This is a genomic window from Amycolatopsis sp. NPDC089917 (assembly GCF_040684635.1).
Taxonomy (GTDB): Bacteria; Actinomycetota; Actinomycetes; order Mycobacteriales; family Pseudonocardiaceae; genus Amycolatopsis.
Map to the genome: position 1 here is coordinate 122,021 of NZ_JBFBGL010000010.1, position 16,441 is coordinate 138,461.

Here is a 16,441-nt window from a genome sequence, read left to right on the forward strand (position 1 = left end):
GGGAAGATCAGGAATCGGGACACTCGACGTCCCGATTCCTTCACCGTCGTGAGGGCACCCTCTACGCCGCCGGCTGATACCGGCCCGCTGGAACCTTCCTGGCCACTCACGAGACCTAGTGCGCGGCGTCGTTCCAGGAACGGCCGTACCCGACCGAGACCTCCAGCGGGACGGCGAGCTCGTACGCCGAGCCCATTCCCTTGCGCACCAAAGCTTCCAGCTGCTCGCGCTCACCGTCGGCGACCTCGAGGACGAGTTCGTCGTGGACCTGCAGCAGCACGCGGCTCTTCAGCTTCGCTTCGGTCAGCGCCTTGTGCACGTTGAGCATGGCGACCTTGATGATGTCCGCCGCGCTGCCCTGGATCGGGGCGTTGAGCGCCATCCGCTCGGCCATCTCGCGGCGCTGGCGGTTGTCGCTGTTGAGGTCCGGCAGGTACCGGCGACGGCCGAAGATCGTTTCGGTGTACCCGACCTTCGCCGCGTCGCCGACGACCGAGTGGAGGTAATCGCGCACGCCGCCGAAGCGGGAGAAGTACGCCTCCATCTGCTCCTTGGCTTCCTCGGTCGAGATCCGCAGCTGCTGCGAAAGCCCGTACGCCGAAAGCCCGTACGCCAGGCCGTACGACATCGCCTTGACCCGGAACCGCAGTTCCGGCGTGATCTCCTCCGGCGGCAGCGAGAACGCGCGCGACGCCACGAACGTGTGCAGGTCCTCGCCGCTGTTGAAGGCCTGGATCAGCCCTTCGTCCTGCGAGAGGTGCGCCATGATCCGCATCTCGATCTGGCTGTAGTCCGCCGTCATCAGCTCGGTGTACCCGTCGCCGACGACGAACGCGTCGCGGATGCGGCGGCCTTCCTCGGTGCGGATCGGGATGTTCTGGAGGTTCGGGTCGACCGATGAGAGCCGTCCGGTGGCGGCGATCGTCTGCAGCAGCGTGGTGTGGATGCGGCCGTCGTCGGCGATCGCCTTGATCAGGCCTTCGACCGTGGTGCGCAGCCGGGTCGCGTCCCGGTGCTCCAGCAGGTGCTGCAGGAACGGGTGCTCGGTCTTCTCGAACAGGCTCTGCAGCGCCTCGGCGTCGGTGGTGTAGCCGGTCTTGGTGCGCTTGGTCTTCGGCATGCCGAGCTCGTCGAACAGGATCACCTGGAGCTGCTTCGGCGAACCGAGGTTGACCTGCTTGCCGATGACCGCGTACGCCTCGTCCGCGGCCTGGGTGACCCGGCCGAGGTAGTGCGATTCCAGATCCGTCAGATGCTCGATGTCGACCGCGATGCCGGCCGCTTCGAGTCCGGTGATCACCTGCAGCAGCGGCAGTTCCAGCTCGACGAGCAGCTGCGCGCCGCCGAGTTCTTCGAGTTCCTTGGTCAGCGCGCCCGCCAGTTCGGCGACGGCGCGGGCCTTGACCAGCTCGGCCTGGATCTCCTTCTGCTCCATGTCCTCGGCGCCACCGCCGTCGAGCAGCGAAAGCTGCCCGTCCCCGGTGTCGGCCTCGGACCGCAGCTCACGGTGCAGGTACCGCAGGGCGAGGTCGTCGAGCTCGAACGTGCGCTGCCCCGGGCGGACCAGGTACGCCGCGAGCGCGGTGTCCATGACGAGCCCGGCGAACGTCCAGCCCCGGGCCTGGACCGCGTGCAGCGCGACCTTGAGCTCGTGGCCGATCTTCTGGATCTTCTCGTCGGCGAGCCACGTGGTGAGCGCCTTGTCATCCTCGGCGTCCATCGTGGTGACGTCGACGTACGCGCCTTCGCCGTCCGCGGCCGCGAAGGTGATGGCCTTCAGATCGGAGCGGACCGAGGCGCCGGTGGTGCGGAACGCCAGGCCGACCGGGGCGTCCTGGCCGGTGTGCGCGGACAGCCATTCCGTGAGCGCGCCCGGAGCGAGCTTCGCGCCGCTGACCTCGAAGCCCTCCTCGGCCTCGGGCTCGGCGCTCTGCAGGGTGGCGAAGAGCCGGTCACGCAGGACGCGGAACTCCAGCTCGTCGAACAGCGCGTGGACGGCCTCGCGGTCCCAGGGACGCAGTTCGAGACCCGTCGGGCCGAGCTCCAGCTCGACGTCGCGGATCAGCTCGGTGAGCTGGCGGTTCAGCATCACGGCGCCGAGGTGCTCGCGCAGGGCGTCGCCGACCTTGCCCTTGACCTCGTCGACCCGGTCGATCAGCTCGTTGAAGGACCCGAACTGCCTGATCCACTTCGCGGCGGTCTTCTCGCCGACGCCGGGGATGCTGGGCAGGTTGTCCGAGGGGTCGCCCCGCAGCGCGGCGAAGTCCGGGTACTGCGCCGGGGTGAGACCGTACTTCTCCTCGACCGCTTCGGGCGTGAAGCGGGTCATCTCCGACACGCCGCGCTTCGGGTACAGCACGGTGACCTGGTCGGTCACCAGCTGGAGCGCGTCACGGTCACCCGTACAGATGAGGACGTCGAAGCCTTCCGCGGTCGCCTGTGTCGTGAGCGTGGCGATGATGTCGTCGGCTTCGTAGTTCTCCTTGGTCAGCGCCGGGATGCCGAGGACCTTGAGCACGTCCTCGACCAGGCCGACCTGCCCCTTGAACTCGTCCGGGGTACTGCTGCGGTTGGCCTTGTACTCCGCGAACGTCTCCGACCGGAACGTCTTGCGGGAGAGGTCGAACGCCACCGCGAGGTGGGTGGGCGCCTCGTCGCGCAGCAGGTTGATGAGCATCGAGGTGAACCCGAAGACCGCGTTCGTCGTCTGCCCGGTCTTCGTCTTGAAGTTCTCCGCGGGCAGCGCGAAGAACGCGCGATACGCCATCGAATGGCCGTCGATCAGCAGCAGTTTGGGCCGCTCGGCCTGTGCGGTGGCGGGTGTGGCGTTGGCAACGGTCGTGTTCTCACTCGGGCTCACGGGAGCGAGTCTAGGGTGAGGGTCTGACAGTCCTACCTGTCGTGTCGTTTAAGGAGCTCTGCGTGACCGAACAAGCCCTCGAATCCTTCGCCGGGATCGACCCGGCCTACGCCGGACAGCAGCTCAACGACAAGCTCGGGCTCGAGATCAGCGAATTCGGCCCCGAACGCGTCGTGGGCAGCATCCCGGTCGAGGGCAACCTCCAGCCCTACGGCCTCCTCCACGGCGGGGCCAACGCCGTCGTCGCCGAGGCGCTCGGTTCGATGGTCTGCGCGCTCAACGCCGGCACCGACAAGGCGACGATGGGCCTCGAACTCTCGTGCACCCATCACCGGGCGGTCCGCTCCGGGCGGGTCACCGGGGTCGCGACCCCGGTGCACGTCGGACGCGGGACCGTCACCGCCGAGATCGTGCTGACCGACGACCAGGGGCGCCGCTCGTGCACGGCGCGGCTGACGTGCGTCGTGCGGGAGCGGCCGCCGGGCGTGTGAGCGCGGATGTCATGAAAGGGTCGTTCAGGACGAAAGATGTCTTGAACGACCCTTTCCTGACATCTGGAGGGAGGAGACGGGCGTGGACCTCGACACGGCTCAGGTGCGGGCGTTCGTCGCGACCGCCGACCACGGCCATTTCGGTCGCGCGGCAGAATCCTTGTTCCTGACGCAACAAGCACTGTCGAAGCGGATCCGGAAACTCGAGGACGCCCTCTCGGTCCAGCTGTTCCGGCGCACCAACCGGTCTGTAGAGCTGACCCCCGACGGCGACCGCTTCCTCCCGCACGCGCGCGAACTGATCCGCGCGGCGGACGCCGCCGTCGCCGCGATGGGCCTGCAGGACCGGCCACCCCGCCTCGACATCATCGATCCGCGGCTCTCCCCTCTGTACATGCTGCGGCGCGTCGCGCAACGAGACCCGGCTCTGGCCGTCGAACGCGTCGCCGGACGCGGGCTCGTCAACGCCCTCGACCCGCTGGTCCGGGGCGAGATCGACGTCGCGTTCGGCCGCGTCGCGGATCTGGGCCGCGAAGTGCCCGCGGAACTCGAACACCGTCTCGTCCGGCTCGAACCGCTCGTCGCCCTTCTCGCGCCGGAGCATCCTCTGGCGGGCAACGATGTCCTGAAAATGTCCGATCTGCGGGACGAAGGCATCTGGATTCCGCAATTGGGCGGCCCCGTCGAATGGCTTTCTTATTTGCAACGCCTATGCAAAGAATTCGGCGTCCCGATCGACGACTCCGGGGTCAGTTACGACCTCAGGCACACACTGGAACAGACCCGTTACGGGAAGCAGCGGGTCACCCTCGCCGGCGCCGACATGGATCTCGCGTCCGACATCGACCTGCGAGTGCTCCCCTTCGAGCCGTCGCCACTGTTCCCGTGGTCGGTCGTGTGGCGGCGCGACGAAGGCCCGGCCCTTCGGCGCCTGCTGGCGCTACTGGGCCGGACCAGCCACGAAGAAGGTTGGTGCGCCTACGATCCCGAACGATCCTGGCTGCCGGACGACGACCTCAGACAGCTAGGTGCCGGGCGAACCAGCGGGTGAGCTCGGCGTCGACCAGCTTCGCGTGTTCCGTCTGCGGAGCGGGTTCGAGGCCGGGGGTCTCGGCGAACTCGTGCGCCATCCCCGGGATCGTGACGAGCTCGGATCGCCTCTCCCCCAGCGCTTTGTGCAACGCAGCGGCCGGCTCGGTGATCGAAACGTCGTCCTCCTCGCCGATGACGAGCAGTACCGGCGCGGTCAGTTCCTCCGCCCGCCGCACGTAGTCGTACTCGTCCGCGACCGCGCGGGACCGGTCCGACCAGTGGTAGGTGACGTCGAAGAACCGCTCGTTCGCCGCGATCACCGGCGCCAGCCGGGTCACCGGGTTCACCAGCGCGGCCGCCGCCACCGGGATCTCGGCGTGGGTCAGCATCTGCAGCGCGACGCCGCCGCCCTGCGAACCGCCGACCAGCCCGATCGGACCGTCCTCAATGGACAGGCGGGAGCGCAGCTCCGCCACCGCCGCCGGGAATTCCGCCTCGACCTGCCTGGTGAGCGGTTCGACGACGTTGAGCACGTTGTCCTCGCTCGCGAGGCGGAAGAAGCCCTCGAAACCGCCCTCGGGGAAGCGTTTCCCGGTCATCGGCAACCCGAGGTGCACCCGCCACGCGTGCAGTTCCCGCATCGGCAGCGCCGCCGCCATGGCCGCCTCGCTGAACGGCGCGCCCAGCAGGTGCCAGGTGAGCACCAGCGGCGCCGGACGCTCCCGGTCCGACGGCGGCAGCGCCACGAACGGGACTCCCGCCGCCACACCTTCGATCGCACCGCTCAGTTCGACGCTCATCGTCATGTTCTCCCAGGTCCTTCTCGGTTTTTCGGCTCTGGGAACAGCTAACCGCGAGGCCGGGGCCGGGATCCAACAGCCGTTCGGACCGTCATGACAACCATCGGTTGTCATGACACAAGAGAAGGGAGGGCACGCTTGACGCCCTTTGGGGCAGCATTGCTACGGCGAACGGACGCCGACGGCGGAGGGGAAAGGCGCAAGATACGCGGCCGAAACATGATCATTACCCACGAGCATGATCGACGTGGTAGCGGTGAATCCCCAGCGTGACCAGCGAAGACTTGTCAACAGGCAACATTCGCCTTTTCGTGCAATTCGTTCCGGTTTCGACCGTCACGATGTGGACACAGAGTGATGGGCGTCTGTCCAGATCATGGCAGAGGGGGATATCTTCCTGCCCTAACCTAGCCCCTGTGTCGGGGGCAACGCCTACCGGCGGCTGGTTGGTCATGGGAGGTAGTCGGTGTCAGGAGTGCGTTTTGGACGGGTTTTCGCCGTCGCGGCGGCTGCGTCGCTGGCGCTGGCGGGCTGCGCGGGCGGCAGCAGCTCGTCCGGCAGCGGTGACAGCAGCACGCTGAAGATCGGGTTCATGGGTGACCTCACCGGTGAGAACTCCGGGATCGTGATCCCGCCCCGTAACGGTGCCAAGCTCGCTATCGACGAGTACAACAAGACGAACCCGGCGACGAAGCTGGAGCTCAAGGAATACGACAGCCAGGGCAAGCCCGAGCAGGCGACGTCGCTGATCGCGACCGCCGTCGGCCAGGACAAGATCACCGCGCTGATCGGCCCGGCGTTCTCCGGTGAGTCGAAGGCCATCGGCGGTCAGCTGGAGCAGAACAAGATCCCGAGCGTCTCGCCGTCGGCCACCAACGCGGGCCTCGCCGCGAACGGCTGGAAGTACTGGCACCGCGTCGTCGCGAGTGACGCCAGCCAGGGCCCGGCCATCGCCAACTTCCTCATCACGGCGAAGTCGCCCAAGAAGGCCTACGTCATCTCGGACGACCAGGAATACAGCGTCGGCCTGGCCGACAACTTCGAGAAGACCTTGAAGGAGAAGAACGTCCCGACCGAGCGCGACAAGTTCGCCAAGGACGCGTCGGACTACTCCTCGACCGTGCAGAAGGTCAAGGCCGCGAACCCGGACATCATCCTCTTCGGTGGCTACTACGCCCAGGGTGGCCGTCTGCTCAAGCAGCTGCGTGACAGCCAAGTGACCGCCGTCTTCGCCACCGGCGACGGATCGCTCGACGCCCAGCTCGTCAGCGGCGCGGGTGCCGCGGCCGCCGAGAAGGCCGTCGTCGGCTGCCCCTGCAACATCCCGGACGCCGGCTCCACCGACGAGTTCAGCACCAAGTACAAGGCCGCGTACAACGTCGACCCGGCGATCTACTCGAGCGAGGGCTACGACGCCGCGACCGCCATCATCAACGCGGTCAAGGCGGGCAACACCACCGCCGAGAAGATCAACGAGGCCCTCAAGACGATCGACTTCAAGGGTGTCTCGAAGCAGATCAAGTTCAAGGAGAACGGCGAACCGTCGACGGACGCGATCAACGTCTACCAGGTCACCGGTGGCGTCCTCAAGAACCTCGGCGTCTCGACCGAAGCCAAGCTCAACGGCTGACGGAGCAGGTAGGAACACCTAACGGAAGCGGGGGCGCTGTGCGGGCACAGCTCCCCCGCTTCCCGTAAATGTGGCGAAATCTCCTCGCCCCGTCCCGTAAGGCATCCACGTCATGCTTCAAGATCTGCAAGCCCAGTTCCTCGGTAGCACCATCGGCGGACTGGTCGCCGGAAGCATCTACGCCCTCATCGCCCTCGGCTACACAATGGTCTACGGCGTGCTCCGGCTCATCAACTTCGCACATTCCGAGATCTTCATGATCGGGACGGTCACGTCCCTCTTCGTCCTCATCACCATCGCGGGCGGCACCGCCCCGATCACGCTCGGCGTGTTCGGGATGATCGCCGTGCTGCTGCTGATCATCATCGCTTCGGCCGCCGTTTCCGGTGGCGCGGCGGTCCTGCTGGAGCAAGTCGCGTACCGGCCGCTCCGCAAGAAGGGCGCGACCCGGCTCGCCGCCCTGATCTCCGCCATCGGCGCCTCGCTGTTCCTGCAGGAGCTGTTCGGCCTCGAGATCATCGAATGGATCACCGGGAAATCCGGCCGTGTGCAACAGAACGCGCCGCGGTTCATCCCGCACGAGGAGCTGTTCCGCATCGGCAACGGCGTGGTCCGCACGGACCACGTGTTCGTCGTCGTCGGCGCCGTGATCATGATGATCGCCCTCGACCAGCTGGTCAGCCGCACCCGCATCGGCCGCGGTATCCGTGCCACGGCACAGGATCCCGAAGCCGCCGTGCTGATGGGCGTCAGCATCGACAAGATCGTGCGCCTCACCTTCCTGCTCGGTGGCGCGATGGCAGGCGTCGCCGCGGCGCTGTACGTCATGGAATACGAGAACACCGATTACCGCATCGGCTTCCTCCTCGGCATCAAGGCGTTCACCGCGGCCGTGCTGGGAGGTATCGGAAACCTGCGGGGCGCCTTGCTCGGTGGCATCGTGCTCGGCCTGGTGGAGAACTGGAGTTCCATCTTCTTCGGTTCGCAATGGAAGGACGTCACCGCCTTCGTGGTACTGGTGCTGGTCCTGATGTTCCGTCCCACCGGCATCCTCGGTGAATCGCTGCAGAGGGCACGCGCATGAAGGGCAACGAAGAAGTGGCTGAAGAGTCCTCGGAGAACGGAAAGCCCGCGCGCGCCGGGTTCCACCCCATCGACGGTATGCGGGATTGGTGGGCCGACGCTCCGCATTGGCAGCGTTATGGCGTTTACCTCGCCCTGATCGTGGGCGCGCTGATCCTGCCCGCACCCGCGATCGGGTCGTTCATGTCCCCGGAATCGGACTGGACGACCGTCCTGATCTTCCCGGTCGGGACCTACATCCTGCTGGCGATCGGTCTCAACATCGTCGTCGGTCACGCGGGCATGCTCGACCTCGGTTTCGTCGCGTTCTTCGCGATCGGCGCGTACACGCTCGCCGTGATGGGCACCAACTACGGCTGGAGTTTCTGGGGATGCCTCGTGCTCGGCATCTTCCTGGCGGCGATGTCCGGGGTGATCCTCGGTGCTCCGACACTCCGGCTGCGCGGTGACTATCTGGCCATCGTGACACTCGGCTTCGGTGAGATCGTCCGGATCACCGCGACGAACACCGACGCCATCGGTGGCGCCCGCGGCATCACCAACGTCCCGCACCCGGAGCCGATGTTCGGGACCGAGTTCCTGCTCGACCCGGCGCCGTACTACTACCTGATCCTCGCGGCGATCACGATCGCGATCGTGTTCTCGGTGCGGCTGCACCGAAGCCGGGTCGGCCGGGCGTGGGCGGCGATCCGCGAGGACGAGGACGCCGCCGAACTGATGGGCGTCCCGACGTTCAAGTTCAAGCTGCTGGCGTTCGCCATCGGCGCGATGATCGGCGGCATGGCCGGTGTGGTCTACGCCAGCAAGGCCGTCTTCATCGAACCGAACAACTTCCCGTTCATCCTCTCGGCGACCATTCTCGCGGCCGTCGTGCTCGGTGGCGCGGGGAACCTGCCCGGCGTCATCCTCGGCGCCTTCCTGGTCGCCTGGCTCCCGGAGCGGTTCCGCTTCCTGTCCGAGTACCGCATCCTGATCTTCGGTGGCGTGCTCGTGCTGATGATGGCGCTGCGGCCGGAGGGCCTGCTGCCGTCGAGGCAGCGCAAGGCCGAACTACGTGAAGGAACAGGCGGAATGGGTGCGATGGGCGCCGAGGTCGCGGGTCCGGATTCCGAGGCTTCGGCGGAGGTGACGAAGTGACCGCACTGCTCGAATTCGACAACGTGACCATGCGCTTCGGCGGTGTCACGGCTTTGAAGGACGTCAATCTCACCATCGACCAGGGTGAGATCTTCGCCCTGATCGGCCCGAACGGCGCGGGCAAGACCACGGTGTTCAACGTGATCACCGGTGTCTACCAGCCGACCGAAGGCCAGGTGCGGTTCGGCGGCACCAAGGTCAGCGGGATGAAGCGGTTCAAGATCAACCAGACCGGGATCGCCCGCACGTTCCAGAACATCCGGCTGTTCCACAACATGTCGGCGCTCGAGAACGTGATGGTCGGTGCCGACTCGCACCACAAGACCGGCGCGATCTCGGCGACGCTGGGTCTGCCCGTGCACCGCAAGGAGGAGAAGCGGGGCCGCGAGCTGGCGAGGGAGCTGCTGGACTTCGTCGGCATCGGACGGGTCGAGCACAACACCGCGAAGAACCTCTCCTACGGCGACCAGCGCCGGCTGGAGATCGCGCGTGCGCTCGCGACCGACCCGAAGCTGCTGCTGCTCGACGAGCCCGCCGCCGGGATGAACCCGGCGGAGAAGAACTCGCTGCAGCAGCTGATCCGCAAGATCCGGGACGACGGCCGGACCGTGCTGCTCATCGAGCACGACATGGGCTTGGTCATGCAGATCGCCGACCGGCTGGCCGTGCTCGACTTCGGCCAGAAGATCGCAGAAGGGCTCCCCCAAGAGGTGCAGAACAACCAGAAGGTGATCGAGGCTTACCTGGGGGTGGCGGAAGATGCTTCTTGAGGTTCAGGACATCAACGTCCACTACGGGAAGATCGCCGCACTCAAGGGAATGACCATCGAGGTCGACGAGGGCGAGATCGTTTCGCTCATCGGGGCCAACGGCGCCGGCAAGACCACGACGTTGAAGACGATCTCGGGCCTGCGTCCGCTGACCAGCGGCCGGATCCTCTTCGACGGCAAGGACATCTCGAAGACGCCCGGGCACAAGCGGGTCGAGCTCGGGATCGGCCAGTCGCCGGAAGGCCGGGGCGTGTTCCCCGGTATGACGGTGCAGGAAAACCTCCTGATGGGTGCGTACACCCGCAAGGACGACCTGAAGGCCGACCTCGACGAGGTCTACGAGCTGTTCCCGCGGCTGAACGAACGCAAGACCCAGTTCGGCGGCACGATGTCCGGTGGCGAGCAGCAGATGATCGCCATCGGCCGCGCGCTGATGACCAAGCCCAAGGTGCTGCTGCTCGACGAGCCGTCCATGGGCCTGGCGCCGATGCTGATCGCGCAGATCTTCGACATCATCCGCGAGATCAACAAGCGCGGGACCACGGTCCTGCTGGTGGAGCAGAACGCGCAGCAGGCGCTGAAGCTCTCCGACCGCGCGTATGTGCTGGAGACCGGTGAAGTGGTCAAGAGCGCCCGCGGTGCCGAGCTGCTGGACGACCCGCAGGTGCGGGCCGCCTACCTCGGTGGCGACCTGGGCGTCTGACGCCTTCGGTGAAAGGGCCCCGTCGCGTTTCGCGGCGGGGCCCTTTCCCGTGACTCACGTGATCAGACGGCGAACTCACGTGATTGAACGGCGATCACGCGTGATCGCCCCTCGTACCCGAACATCCCCCTCGGCCCGGCGCGGCCTGGTGGCTCGGCGACGTTGCGAAAGCCACTTTCGCAACACACCACTTGGGCCCCCTCAAGGCGCAACTCAGCCCAGGCTGATGTCGGTGCCGGTGAGGTTCTTCATGTCGGTCAGCGTCGGGCCGCCGAAAGCCCGCAGCACCAAGGGTTTCGCCCCCTTGGGCAGATCGAAGTAGAGATCGAACTCGACCCGCACTCCCCGGCCGAGCTCGAACTTGTCCGGCTGCCGCTTGATCGTCATCGCCTGGTTGTCGACGGCGATCACGGCGCCGGAGTCGGTGATCAATTCCTGGCGACGGGTGTCGAAGATGATTCCGGACAGCCCCTTTCCGGTCACCACCAGCCGCAGGCGAACGAACTGCCCCTTCGCCTCGAACTCGGTGTGACTGCCGGTGAGGCTGGGCAGTCCGGCGGCCAGTCCGATGACGGAGAACTCGGTCTCGCCGTTGAGCGCCGTCGGCAGATGCAGCGCGGTCTCGTCCGGCCGGACCTCCCGTGCAGGCAGGTCGTACACGGGTTTGGCGGGCGGCTGCGCCTGCTCGGCGGAGCACCCGGCGAGCGAGAGGACCGCGATGGCTGTCACCGCGAGGCGTCTTCTCATCGAACGACCTCCACGCTCAGGTACTGCCACACGCCGACCTCCGGCAGCCGTACCGGGCCGACTTCCTCACCGGGCAGGAAACGCACCGTCGTGCCGGTCGTGCCGTCGTCCGCGATCGGCGTCAGATCGGTGACCGGGACGCCGCGCTCGTAGCGCTGAGTCCAGGAACCGTTGCGCCGCCGGTTGGTGTGCACGAGCCAATCGCTCAACGCCGCCACGACCGACACGCCCCGGCGCGGATGGCCGTCCGGCAGCGTTTGCGCGCCGGGGAAATCGAAGAAACGCAGATCCTTGGTCGACATGACCGGTTTCTTCACGAAGCCGCCGTGCCCGTCGGCGCGGGTGTCGGTGCCCCGCCCGTCGTCCGCCACGGAGACCGAACCATCGAGGTGAACCGTGACGACGGCGTTCCCGCCGCCGGTGCTTTCCGCTTCCTCCGCCGCGTAAGCGAGCACTTCGAGGACGAGATGCGCCGCCCCGCCGGGGGCGAACCCGGCCGCGTTCCGACGGATCTCCGCCAGGTGGTCGCGGTCCACCGAGCCGGCCCAGTCGTGCGTGGTGTTGCGCCATCGGGCGCCTGCGTCACTCACCCGTCGATTCTGCCTGGCGACGGGCCTTCGTGCGGGGAAAGTTCAGCAGTTGTCGTCGTGGACGGCTTCGACGCAAGCACCGGCCTCGGCGTGACCGGCCGCCTGGTACAGCAGGTTGTACAGCGTTTCGCGCTGCTCGTCGTCGAGTCCGCCGAGGACCTGGTCCTCGACCTCGGCGAGGGCGAACTCGGCTTTGGCGAGCTGCTTGGCGCCGACGTCGGTGAGTTCGACGATGTGCCGCCGCCGGTCCTGCGGCGACCGTTTGCGTTCGATCAGGTTCGCGGATTCGAGGTCGTTGAGGAGCCCCACGACGTTCGTGCTGTCCATCTCCAGCGTCTTCGCGAGGTCCTGCTGCGAGCAGCCGCCGAGGTCGCGCAGCACGGTGAGCGCGACGAGATGCCGGGGGCGCAGGCCGAGCGGGGTCAGGACGGTCTCGCTGCGCAGCCGGATCCGGCGGGTGACGTGGTCGAGCAGCGCGCCGCAGCGGTGCGGGGGCTGGTTCACGACCGGGAGTTCGGACACACGTCAAGTGTACGTTCCCAGATGATGACCACCACAGCATCAATGGTTTGTGTTACACAAACTATCTGTGCAAGATGATGGGTATGACGCATCTGCTGCACATCGACTCGAGCATCACGGGCGAGCACTCGATCAGCCGCCATCTCACCGCGCGGGCGGCCGCGGCCTGGCGCGCCGCGCATCCGGAAGGCACCGTCACCTACCGCGACCTTGGCGCCGACCCGCTGCCGCATCTGGACGCGGCGACCCACTTCTCCCGGGCCGTTCCGCCGGAGCAGCACACCCCGGAGCAGGCCAGGGGCTGGCGGCTCATCAAGGAGCTGATCGACGAGGTCAAGGCGGCCGACACGGTTCTGCTGGGCCTGCCGCTGTACAACTTCGGCCCGCCGAGCACGGTCAAGTCCTGGGTCGACCACCTGATCGCGCCCGGGCTGTCGATCGACCCCGAGACCAACCAGGGTCTGCTGGGCGGACGCGACTTCATCGTCCTGGCCTCGCGCGGCGGCGGTTACGGCGAAGGCACGCCCCGCGAAGGCTGGGACCACGCGCAGTCCTGGATCCCCCACGGCGTCTCGCTGACCGGGCTCGAACCGCGGTTCGTCACCGCCGAGCTGACCATGGCGAAGGTCAACCCGGCGATGGCGGACCTGATCCCCCTTGCCGAGGCGAGCCAGGCCGAGGCCGAGCGCGCCATCGACGCTCTGTGGACGCCCGTCGCGGCTTGAAGTCCGTGAAGGCCTCCTTGAGGGACCCTGGGTCCCTCAAGGAGGCCTTCACGGACTACTGACTCAGCCGATTCCCGCCGCGAAAACGTGCATCGCGGTGTTGGACGGAAGCGTCACAGCGACGACCTCCTTCCCCGCGGTCAGCGGGACGGAGTTCGCGAACACCCGGTACGGCGTGGTCGGGTAGGCCGCCCCGGCGCGGGTGTTCTTGCCCATCACGGTCGCCACCGTCGTCGCGCCGTACTGGGCGGGATCGGCGCAGCACCAGTTGGGGAAGCCGAGTTCGGCCTGGCTCGTGGTGCCGTCGGCGTAGCGGACGACGACAGTGCCCTTCGCCGTACCCGTGCCGGTTCCCGTCAGCACCAGCTTCGCGCCCATCCCCCGCACCGCGATGGTCTGCCCGGACGCGAGGACGTTGTCCTTCTGCCCGGCGCCGGTCTCCGGCCAGGTCAGCTGAGCGCCGAGGGCGGTGAAGCCCGCACCGGGTTTGAGACCGGCTTCGGCGAGTCCTTCGGCCCGGAGACTGCTGCCGCCGCCGTCGATGTCCCCCACCACGACGTGGGCCGCGTCGGTGACACCGACGTTGCCGTACGCCGCGGCCAGCGAACCGTGCGGGACGGTGACCGTCACCGAGTCGGTGACCCGGTTCTCCCCGAGCCGCGCCTGGTACGACGCCGACGCGGTGAGCTGGTAGTCGTCCGGCTTGATCCCCGCGTCAGGAGTCACCTTCACCGGGACCTGGACGGTCTTGCCGGGCATCACCAGTCGCGGCCCGGCGGGCACCTCGACGCGGAAGCCGTTGGCGGGCAAAGAGAACCTGACGTCACGGACCGGCAGCGGCGTGCCGTTGGTGAAGCTCAGCGTGCCCGTCGCGGTCTGCCCGGGACCGGCGACCGCCGGCACGGACAGCGTGACCGACCCGTTGCGGTCCTCGGGGAAGATCCCGCCGACCGCGCTCGTGCCGAACAGCCGGACGTCCTGGCGGTCGGCGGCACCGACCTTGCCGGTCTTGACCCGCGCGACCCCGCCCGTGGCCGGATCGAACCACCAGCCCGACTGAGCCGCGTCCAGTTCGGCCTTGCTGCCGTACTGCCGCAGGACCGAGTTCCCGGCCAGCACGGTCGCGGGCTTGCTTCCCGTGTGGACGGTCAGCTGGTAGTTCCGCGACGCGGGCTTTCCGGCGTAGGAACCGGAACTCGCCCCGATCCCGACCGTCACCGTGCCCAGCCCGGACGTCGGCGCGTCGACGGTGAAGGTCTGCTTCGACTGGTCACCGTTCTTGTACGACCTGGTCACGCCGTCGTCTTCGGTGAGCGTGAACGAGCCCTTGCCCTGCGGGTAGACGTCGAGGTCGAGCACGCCCTTGTCTCGCGTCTGCCACGACTTCGTGCCCTCGGCCCACATCGGCACCACGGCTCCGGCGCGGACGAACAGCGGCAGCGTGTCGAGCGGCGCGTCGTAACCGTCCACAGTGGTCGGTCCGGTGTAGGTCTTGCCGCTCCAGTAGTCGACCCAGGTGCCCTTCGGCAGGTAGATGCCGTTGCGGACGGTCGAGTTCTCGTACACCGGTGCGACCAGGAAGTCCTTGCCGGACAGGAACTCGTACTTCGCCTTCTCGCCCCAGACGTTCGGGTCGCCGGGGTATTCGAGCGCCAGCGGACGGACCTGGCCGACGCCGGTTTTGTGCGCTTCCACCGAATGGCTGTACGTGTAGGGCAGCAGCCGCTCCTTGAGCAGCAGATACTTGCGGTTGATCGAGGTGAACGGCTCGCCGTACTTCCACGGCTGCTTGTCCGACGCGGCCCAGCCGTCCATCGTCATCGAGACCGGCAGGAACGCCTTCCACTGCAGGTCGCGGACGTAGGTCTGCGGGCTGCCACCGAAGATGCCGTCGATGTCGCCGGTGTTGTACGCGATCCCGGACGTCGTCGCGCCGGCGTAGGTCGGGATCTGCCACTTGATGTAGTCGTAGGAACCGGCCTGGTCGCCGCTCCACAGCACGCCGCAGCGCTGCGCGCCCGCCCAGCTGACCGGCGTCCAGACGAACCCGCGGGCGTCGCTGTTGTCCTCGATGCCCTTGTGCGCGGTGTCGCACGCGTCCAGCGCGAACTGGTAACCCGGGCCGACCCAGGCGACGTCGAGTTTGCGGACCCGGACCCCGGCCTTGACCTCTTCGACCTGGTTCGGCACGCCGTTCTCGGTCCAGAGCCCGAGTTGCATGTTGTTCTTGCGGAGGCCTTCGCCGGTCTGCTGGAGGTTTTCGTAGCCACAGCCGTAGCCGTCGTTGACGAGCATCCAGCCGTTGGGCATCCCGTGTTCGGTGTAGCCCTCCGCGACCTTCACCGCGTCCAGCGTGTGCCGCTCCCCGCGGTTGGCGTTGTGCAGATAGCAGTCGGCGTCACCGTGTTCGAGACCGTAGAGCGGCGGCAGGAAAGGCTTTCCGACCAGGTCGGTGTAGCCGGTGATGACGTCCTTGAGCCCGTCGCCGACGACGTACGTCGCGTCGAAGCGGCGCTCGTCGTGAGTGGTGCGCACCGGCTCGGTGAAGGCGTAGGTGCCCTGCGCGAAGGTGTTGCGCAGCACGCCGTATCCCGCCGTGGAGGCGTAGAACGGCTGCGAATTCGGGGCCCCGCCGTCGTTCCAGTTGTAGTCCGCGAAGATCCGGATGGTCTGGTCGCGGTGGCTGAACCGGCCGTTCTGCTCACCACCGCCGACGAACTGCTCGGTCGCCGTCCGCGCCAGGGTCTGCGTGGTCTGCTTGTCGGTCCAGGACAGCGGCGCCGATTCCTCCCAGAGCCGCTTGCGATCCGCGCCGTCGTACAGCGCGAGCCGCATCGGGTGCTTGTACGCCCGCAGCGTCGCCTTGGCCGTGGAAACCGCCCAGTAATCCCCCTTGTCGGTCTTCTTCGGCGTGACCTCGCCGGTGCGCGGCAGCACGATCTTGCTCCCGGCCGGATCGGTGAACTTGCCGTCCGGCCCGAGCCAGACCCGGACGGCGCCTTCGGCCGGGAAGCTGACACGGACCGCGTCGCTCCCCGAATTCAGGGTGACCGTGGGGCCGTCGGCGGAGATCCCGGTCAGATCGCCCAGTTTGCCCGCCGCGGCCGCAGCCGGATCGGCGTGGGCGGCGACCGGGGAAAGCCCGAGCAGGGCCACTGCGGCCAAACTACTCAGGGATTGCGCAACTCTGCTCATTCGAGACACCTTTCGCGCATGAATACGCAATAGGGTCTCTGTATAGCGCACGGTTCGCGCAAAGTCATCCGCCGAAGCGGTGCTGCCGACTTTCGTCGGGTCGGACGAAGATCCTTATAGGGCAAGGAGTGTCCGTGCCCCGGATGTCATGAAAGG

The 16,441-nt window shown here is 67.3% G+C and carries 14 protein-coding genes; 8 read left to right on the forward strand and 6 right to left on the reverse strand.

Translation table 11 applies throughout. The annotated features are described in order from the left end of the window. Positions 1–115 precede the first annotated feature (115 nt). Positions 116–2,860, reverse strand: coding sequence for a DNA polymerase I (polA, locus tag AB0N89_RS10385; RefSeq protein WP_364202703.1), 2,745 nt, complete (start codon positions 2,858–2,860; stop codon positions 116–118). A gap of 62 nt (positions 2,861–2,922) precedes the next feature. Between polA and AB0N89_RS10390 the strand changes: the two genes are divergently transcribed. Together AB0N89_RS10390 and AB0N89_RS10395 are read left to right on the forward strand one after the other, a co-directional pair. Beyond that, positions 2,923–3,351, forward strand: a complete 429-nt coding sequence (locus AB0N89_RS10390) for a hotdog fold thioesterase (protein WP_364202706.1) — start codon at positions 2,923–2,925, stop codon at positions 3,349–3,351. Positions 3,352–3,433: 82 nt separating this feature from the next. Further along, positions 3,434–4,402, forward strand: coding sequence for a LysR family transcriptional regulator (locus AB0N89_RS10395; protein WP_364202709.1), 969 nt, complete (start codon positions 3,434–3,436; stop codon positions 4,400–4,402). Here the strand turns inward: AB0N89_RS10395 and AB0N89_RS10400 are convergent. Next, positions 4,368–5,189, reverse strand: a complete 822-nt coding sequence (locus AB0N89_RS10400) for an alpha/beta hydrolase (protein ID WP_364202712.1) — start codon at positions 5,187–5,189, stop codon at positions 4,368–4,370. The genes AB0N89_RS10395 and AB0N89_RS10400 overlap by 35 nt on opposite strands. Before the next feature lie 469 nt (positions 5,190–5,658). Here AB0N89_RS10400 and AB0N89_RS10405 point away from each other — a divergent pair, with 469 nt between their 5' ends. The 5 genes from AB0N89_RS10405 to AB0N89_RS10425 all read left to right on the forward strand — a co-directional run bounded on the left by AB0N89_RS10405 (position 5,659) and on the right by AB0N89_RS10425 (position 10,506). Further along, positions 5,659–6,813, forward strand: coding sequence for a branched-chain amino acid ABC transporter substrate-binding protein (locus AB0N89_RS10405; RefSeq protein WP_364202715.1), 1,155 nt, complete (start codon positions 5,659–5,661; stop codon positions 6,811–6,813). A gap of 112 nt (positions 6,814–6,925) precedes the next feature. Continuing rightward, complete coding sequence (locus AB0N89_RS10410; protein WP_364202718.1) at positions 6,926–7,897, forward strand: branched-chain amino acid ABC transporter permease; 972 nt, start codon at positions 6,926–6,928, stop codon at positions 7,895–7,897. Beyond that, positions 7,894–9,033: a branched-chain amino acid ABC transporter permease gene (locus AB0N89_RS10415; RefSeq protein WP_364202721.1), complete on the forward strand. Its 1,140-nt coding sequence runs from the start codon at positions 7,894–7,896 to the stop codon at positions 9,031–9,033. Before AB0N89_RS10410 ends, AB0N89_RS10415 begins: the two co-directional genes overlap by 4 nt. After that, the gene (locus AB0N89_RS10420; protein ID WP_364202724.1) at positions 9,030–9,803 is read left to right on the forward strand and encodes an ABC transporter ATP-binding protein; all 774 of its coding nucleotides are present in this window, start codon (positions 9,030–9,032) and stop codon (positions 9,801–9,803) included. Before AB0N89_RS10415 ends, AB0N89_RS10420 begins: the two co-directional genes overlap by 4 nt. Continuing rightward, positions 9,793–10,506, forward strand: a complete 714-nt coding sequence (locus AB0N89_RS10425) for an ABC transporter ATP-binding protein (RefSeq protein ID WP_005159391.1) — start codon at positions 9,793–9,795, stop codon at positions 10,504–10,506. The genes AB0N89_RS10420 and AB0N89_RS10425 overlap by 11 nt, the downstream gene beginning before the upstream one ends. 213 nt (positions 10,507–10,719) lie before the next feature. Here AB0N89_RS10425 and AB0N89_RS10430 read toward each other — a convergent pair whose 3' ends face one another. The 3 genes from AB0N89_RS10430 to AB0N89_RS10440 are packed head-to-tail and all read right to left on the reverse strand — an operon-like array spanning position 10,720 to position 12,365. Beyond that, entirely contained in the window at positions 10,720–11,253 is a 534-nt protein-coding gene (locus tag AB0N89_RS10430) for a hypothetical protein (RefSeq protein WP_364202727.1), read from the reverse strand. After that, the gene (locus tag AB0N89_RS10435) at positions 11,250–11,843 is read right to left on the reverse strand and encodes an ATP-binding protein (protein ID WP_364202730.1); all 594 of its coding nucleotides are present in this window, start codon (positions 11,841–11,843) and stop codon (positions 11,250–11,252) included. Before AB0N89_RS10435 ends, AB0N89_RS10430 begins: the two co-directional genes overlap by 4 nt. A 42-nt stretch (positions 11,844–11,885) precedes the next feature. Next, positions 11,886–12,365: a MarR family transcriptional regulator gene (locus tag AB0N89_RS10440; protein ID WP_364202733.1), complete on the reverse strand. Its 480-nt coding sequence runs from the start codon at positions 12,363–12,365 to the stop codon at positions 11,886–11,888. A gap of 83 nt (positions 12,366–12,448) precedes the next feature. On the opposite strand from AB0N89_RS10440, the gene AB0N89_RS10445 reads away from it, so the two are divergent. Continuing rightward, positions 12,449–13,090: an NAD(P)H-dependent oxidoreductase gene (locus AB0N89_RS10445; protein ID WP_364202736.1), complete on the forward strand. Its 642-nt coding sequence runs from the start codon at positions 12,449–12,451 to the stop codon at positions 13,088–13,090. Positions 13,091–13,153: 63 nt separating this feature from the next. Here the strand turns inward: AB0N89_RS10445 and AB0N89_RS10450 are convergent, their stop codons facing one another. Beyond that, entirely contained in the window at positions 13,154–16,285 is a 3,132-nt protein-coding gene (locus tag AB0N89_RS10450) for a TIM-barrel domain-containing protein (RefSeq protein WP_364202739.1), read from the reverse strand. Positions 16,286–16,441: the final 156 nt, after the last annotated feature.

Bases quoted from the DNA above. Each gene is read 5' to 3' on its own strand.
- AB0N89_RS10400 (WP_364202712.1), bottom strand. From the start codon at position 5,189: ATGACGATGAGCGTCGAACTGAGCGGTGCGATCGAAGGTGTGGCGGCG.
- AB0N89_RS10410 (WP_364202718.1), top strand. From the start codon at position 6,926: ATGCTTCAAGATCTGCAAGCCCAGTTCCTCGGTAGCACCATCGGCGGA.
- AB0N89_RS10415 (WP_364202721.1), top strand. From the start codon at position 7,894: ATGAAGGGCAACGAAGAAGTGGCTGAAGAGTCCTCGGAGAACGGAAAG.
- AB0N89_RS10425 (WP_005159391.1), top strand. From the start codon at position 9,793: ATGCTTCTTGAGGTTCAGGACATCAACGTCCACTACGGGAAGATCGCC.
- AB0N89_RS10430 (WP_364202727.1), bottom strand. From the start codon at position 11,253: ATGAGAAGACGCCTCGCGGTGACAGCCATCGCGGTCCTCTCGCTCGCC.
- AB0N89_RS10445 (WP_364202736.1), top strand. From the start codon at position 12,449: ATGACGCATCTGCTGCACATCGACTCGAGCATCACGGGCGAGCACTCG.
- AB0N89_RS10450 (WP_364202739.1), bottom strand. From the start codon at position 16,285: ATGAGCAGAGTTGCGCAATCCCTGAGTAGTTTGGCCGCAGTGGCCCTG.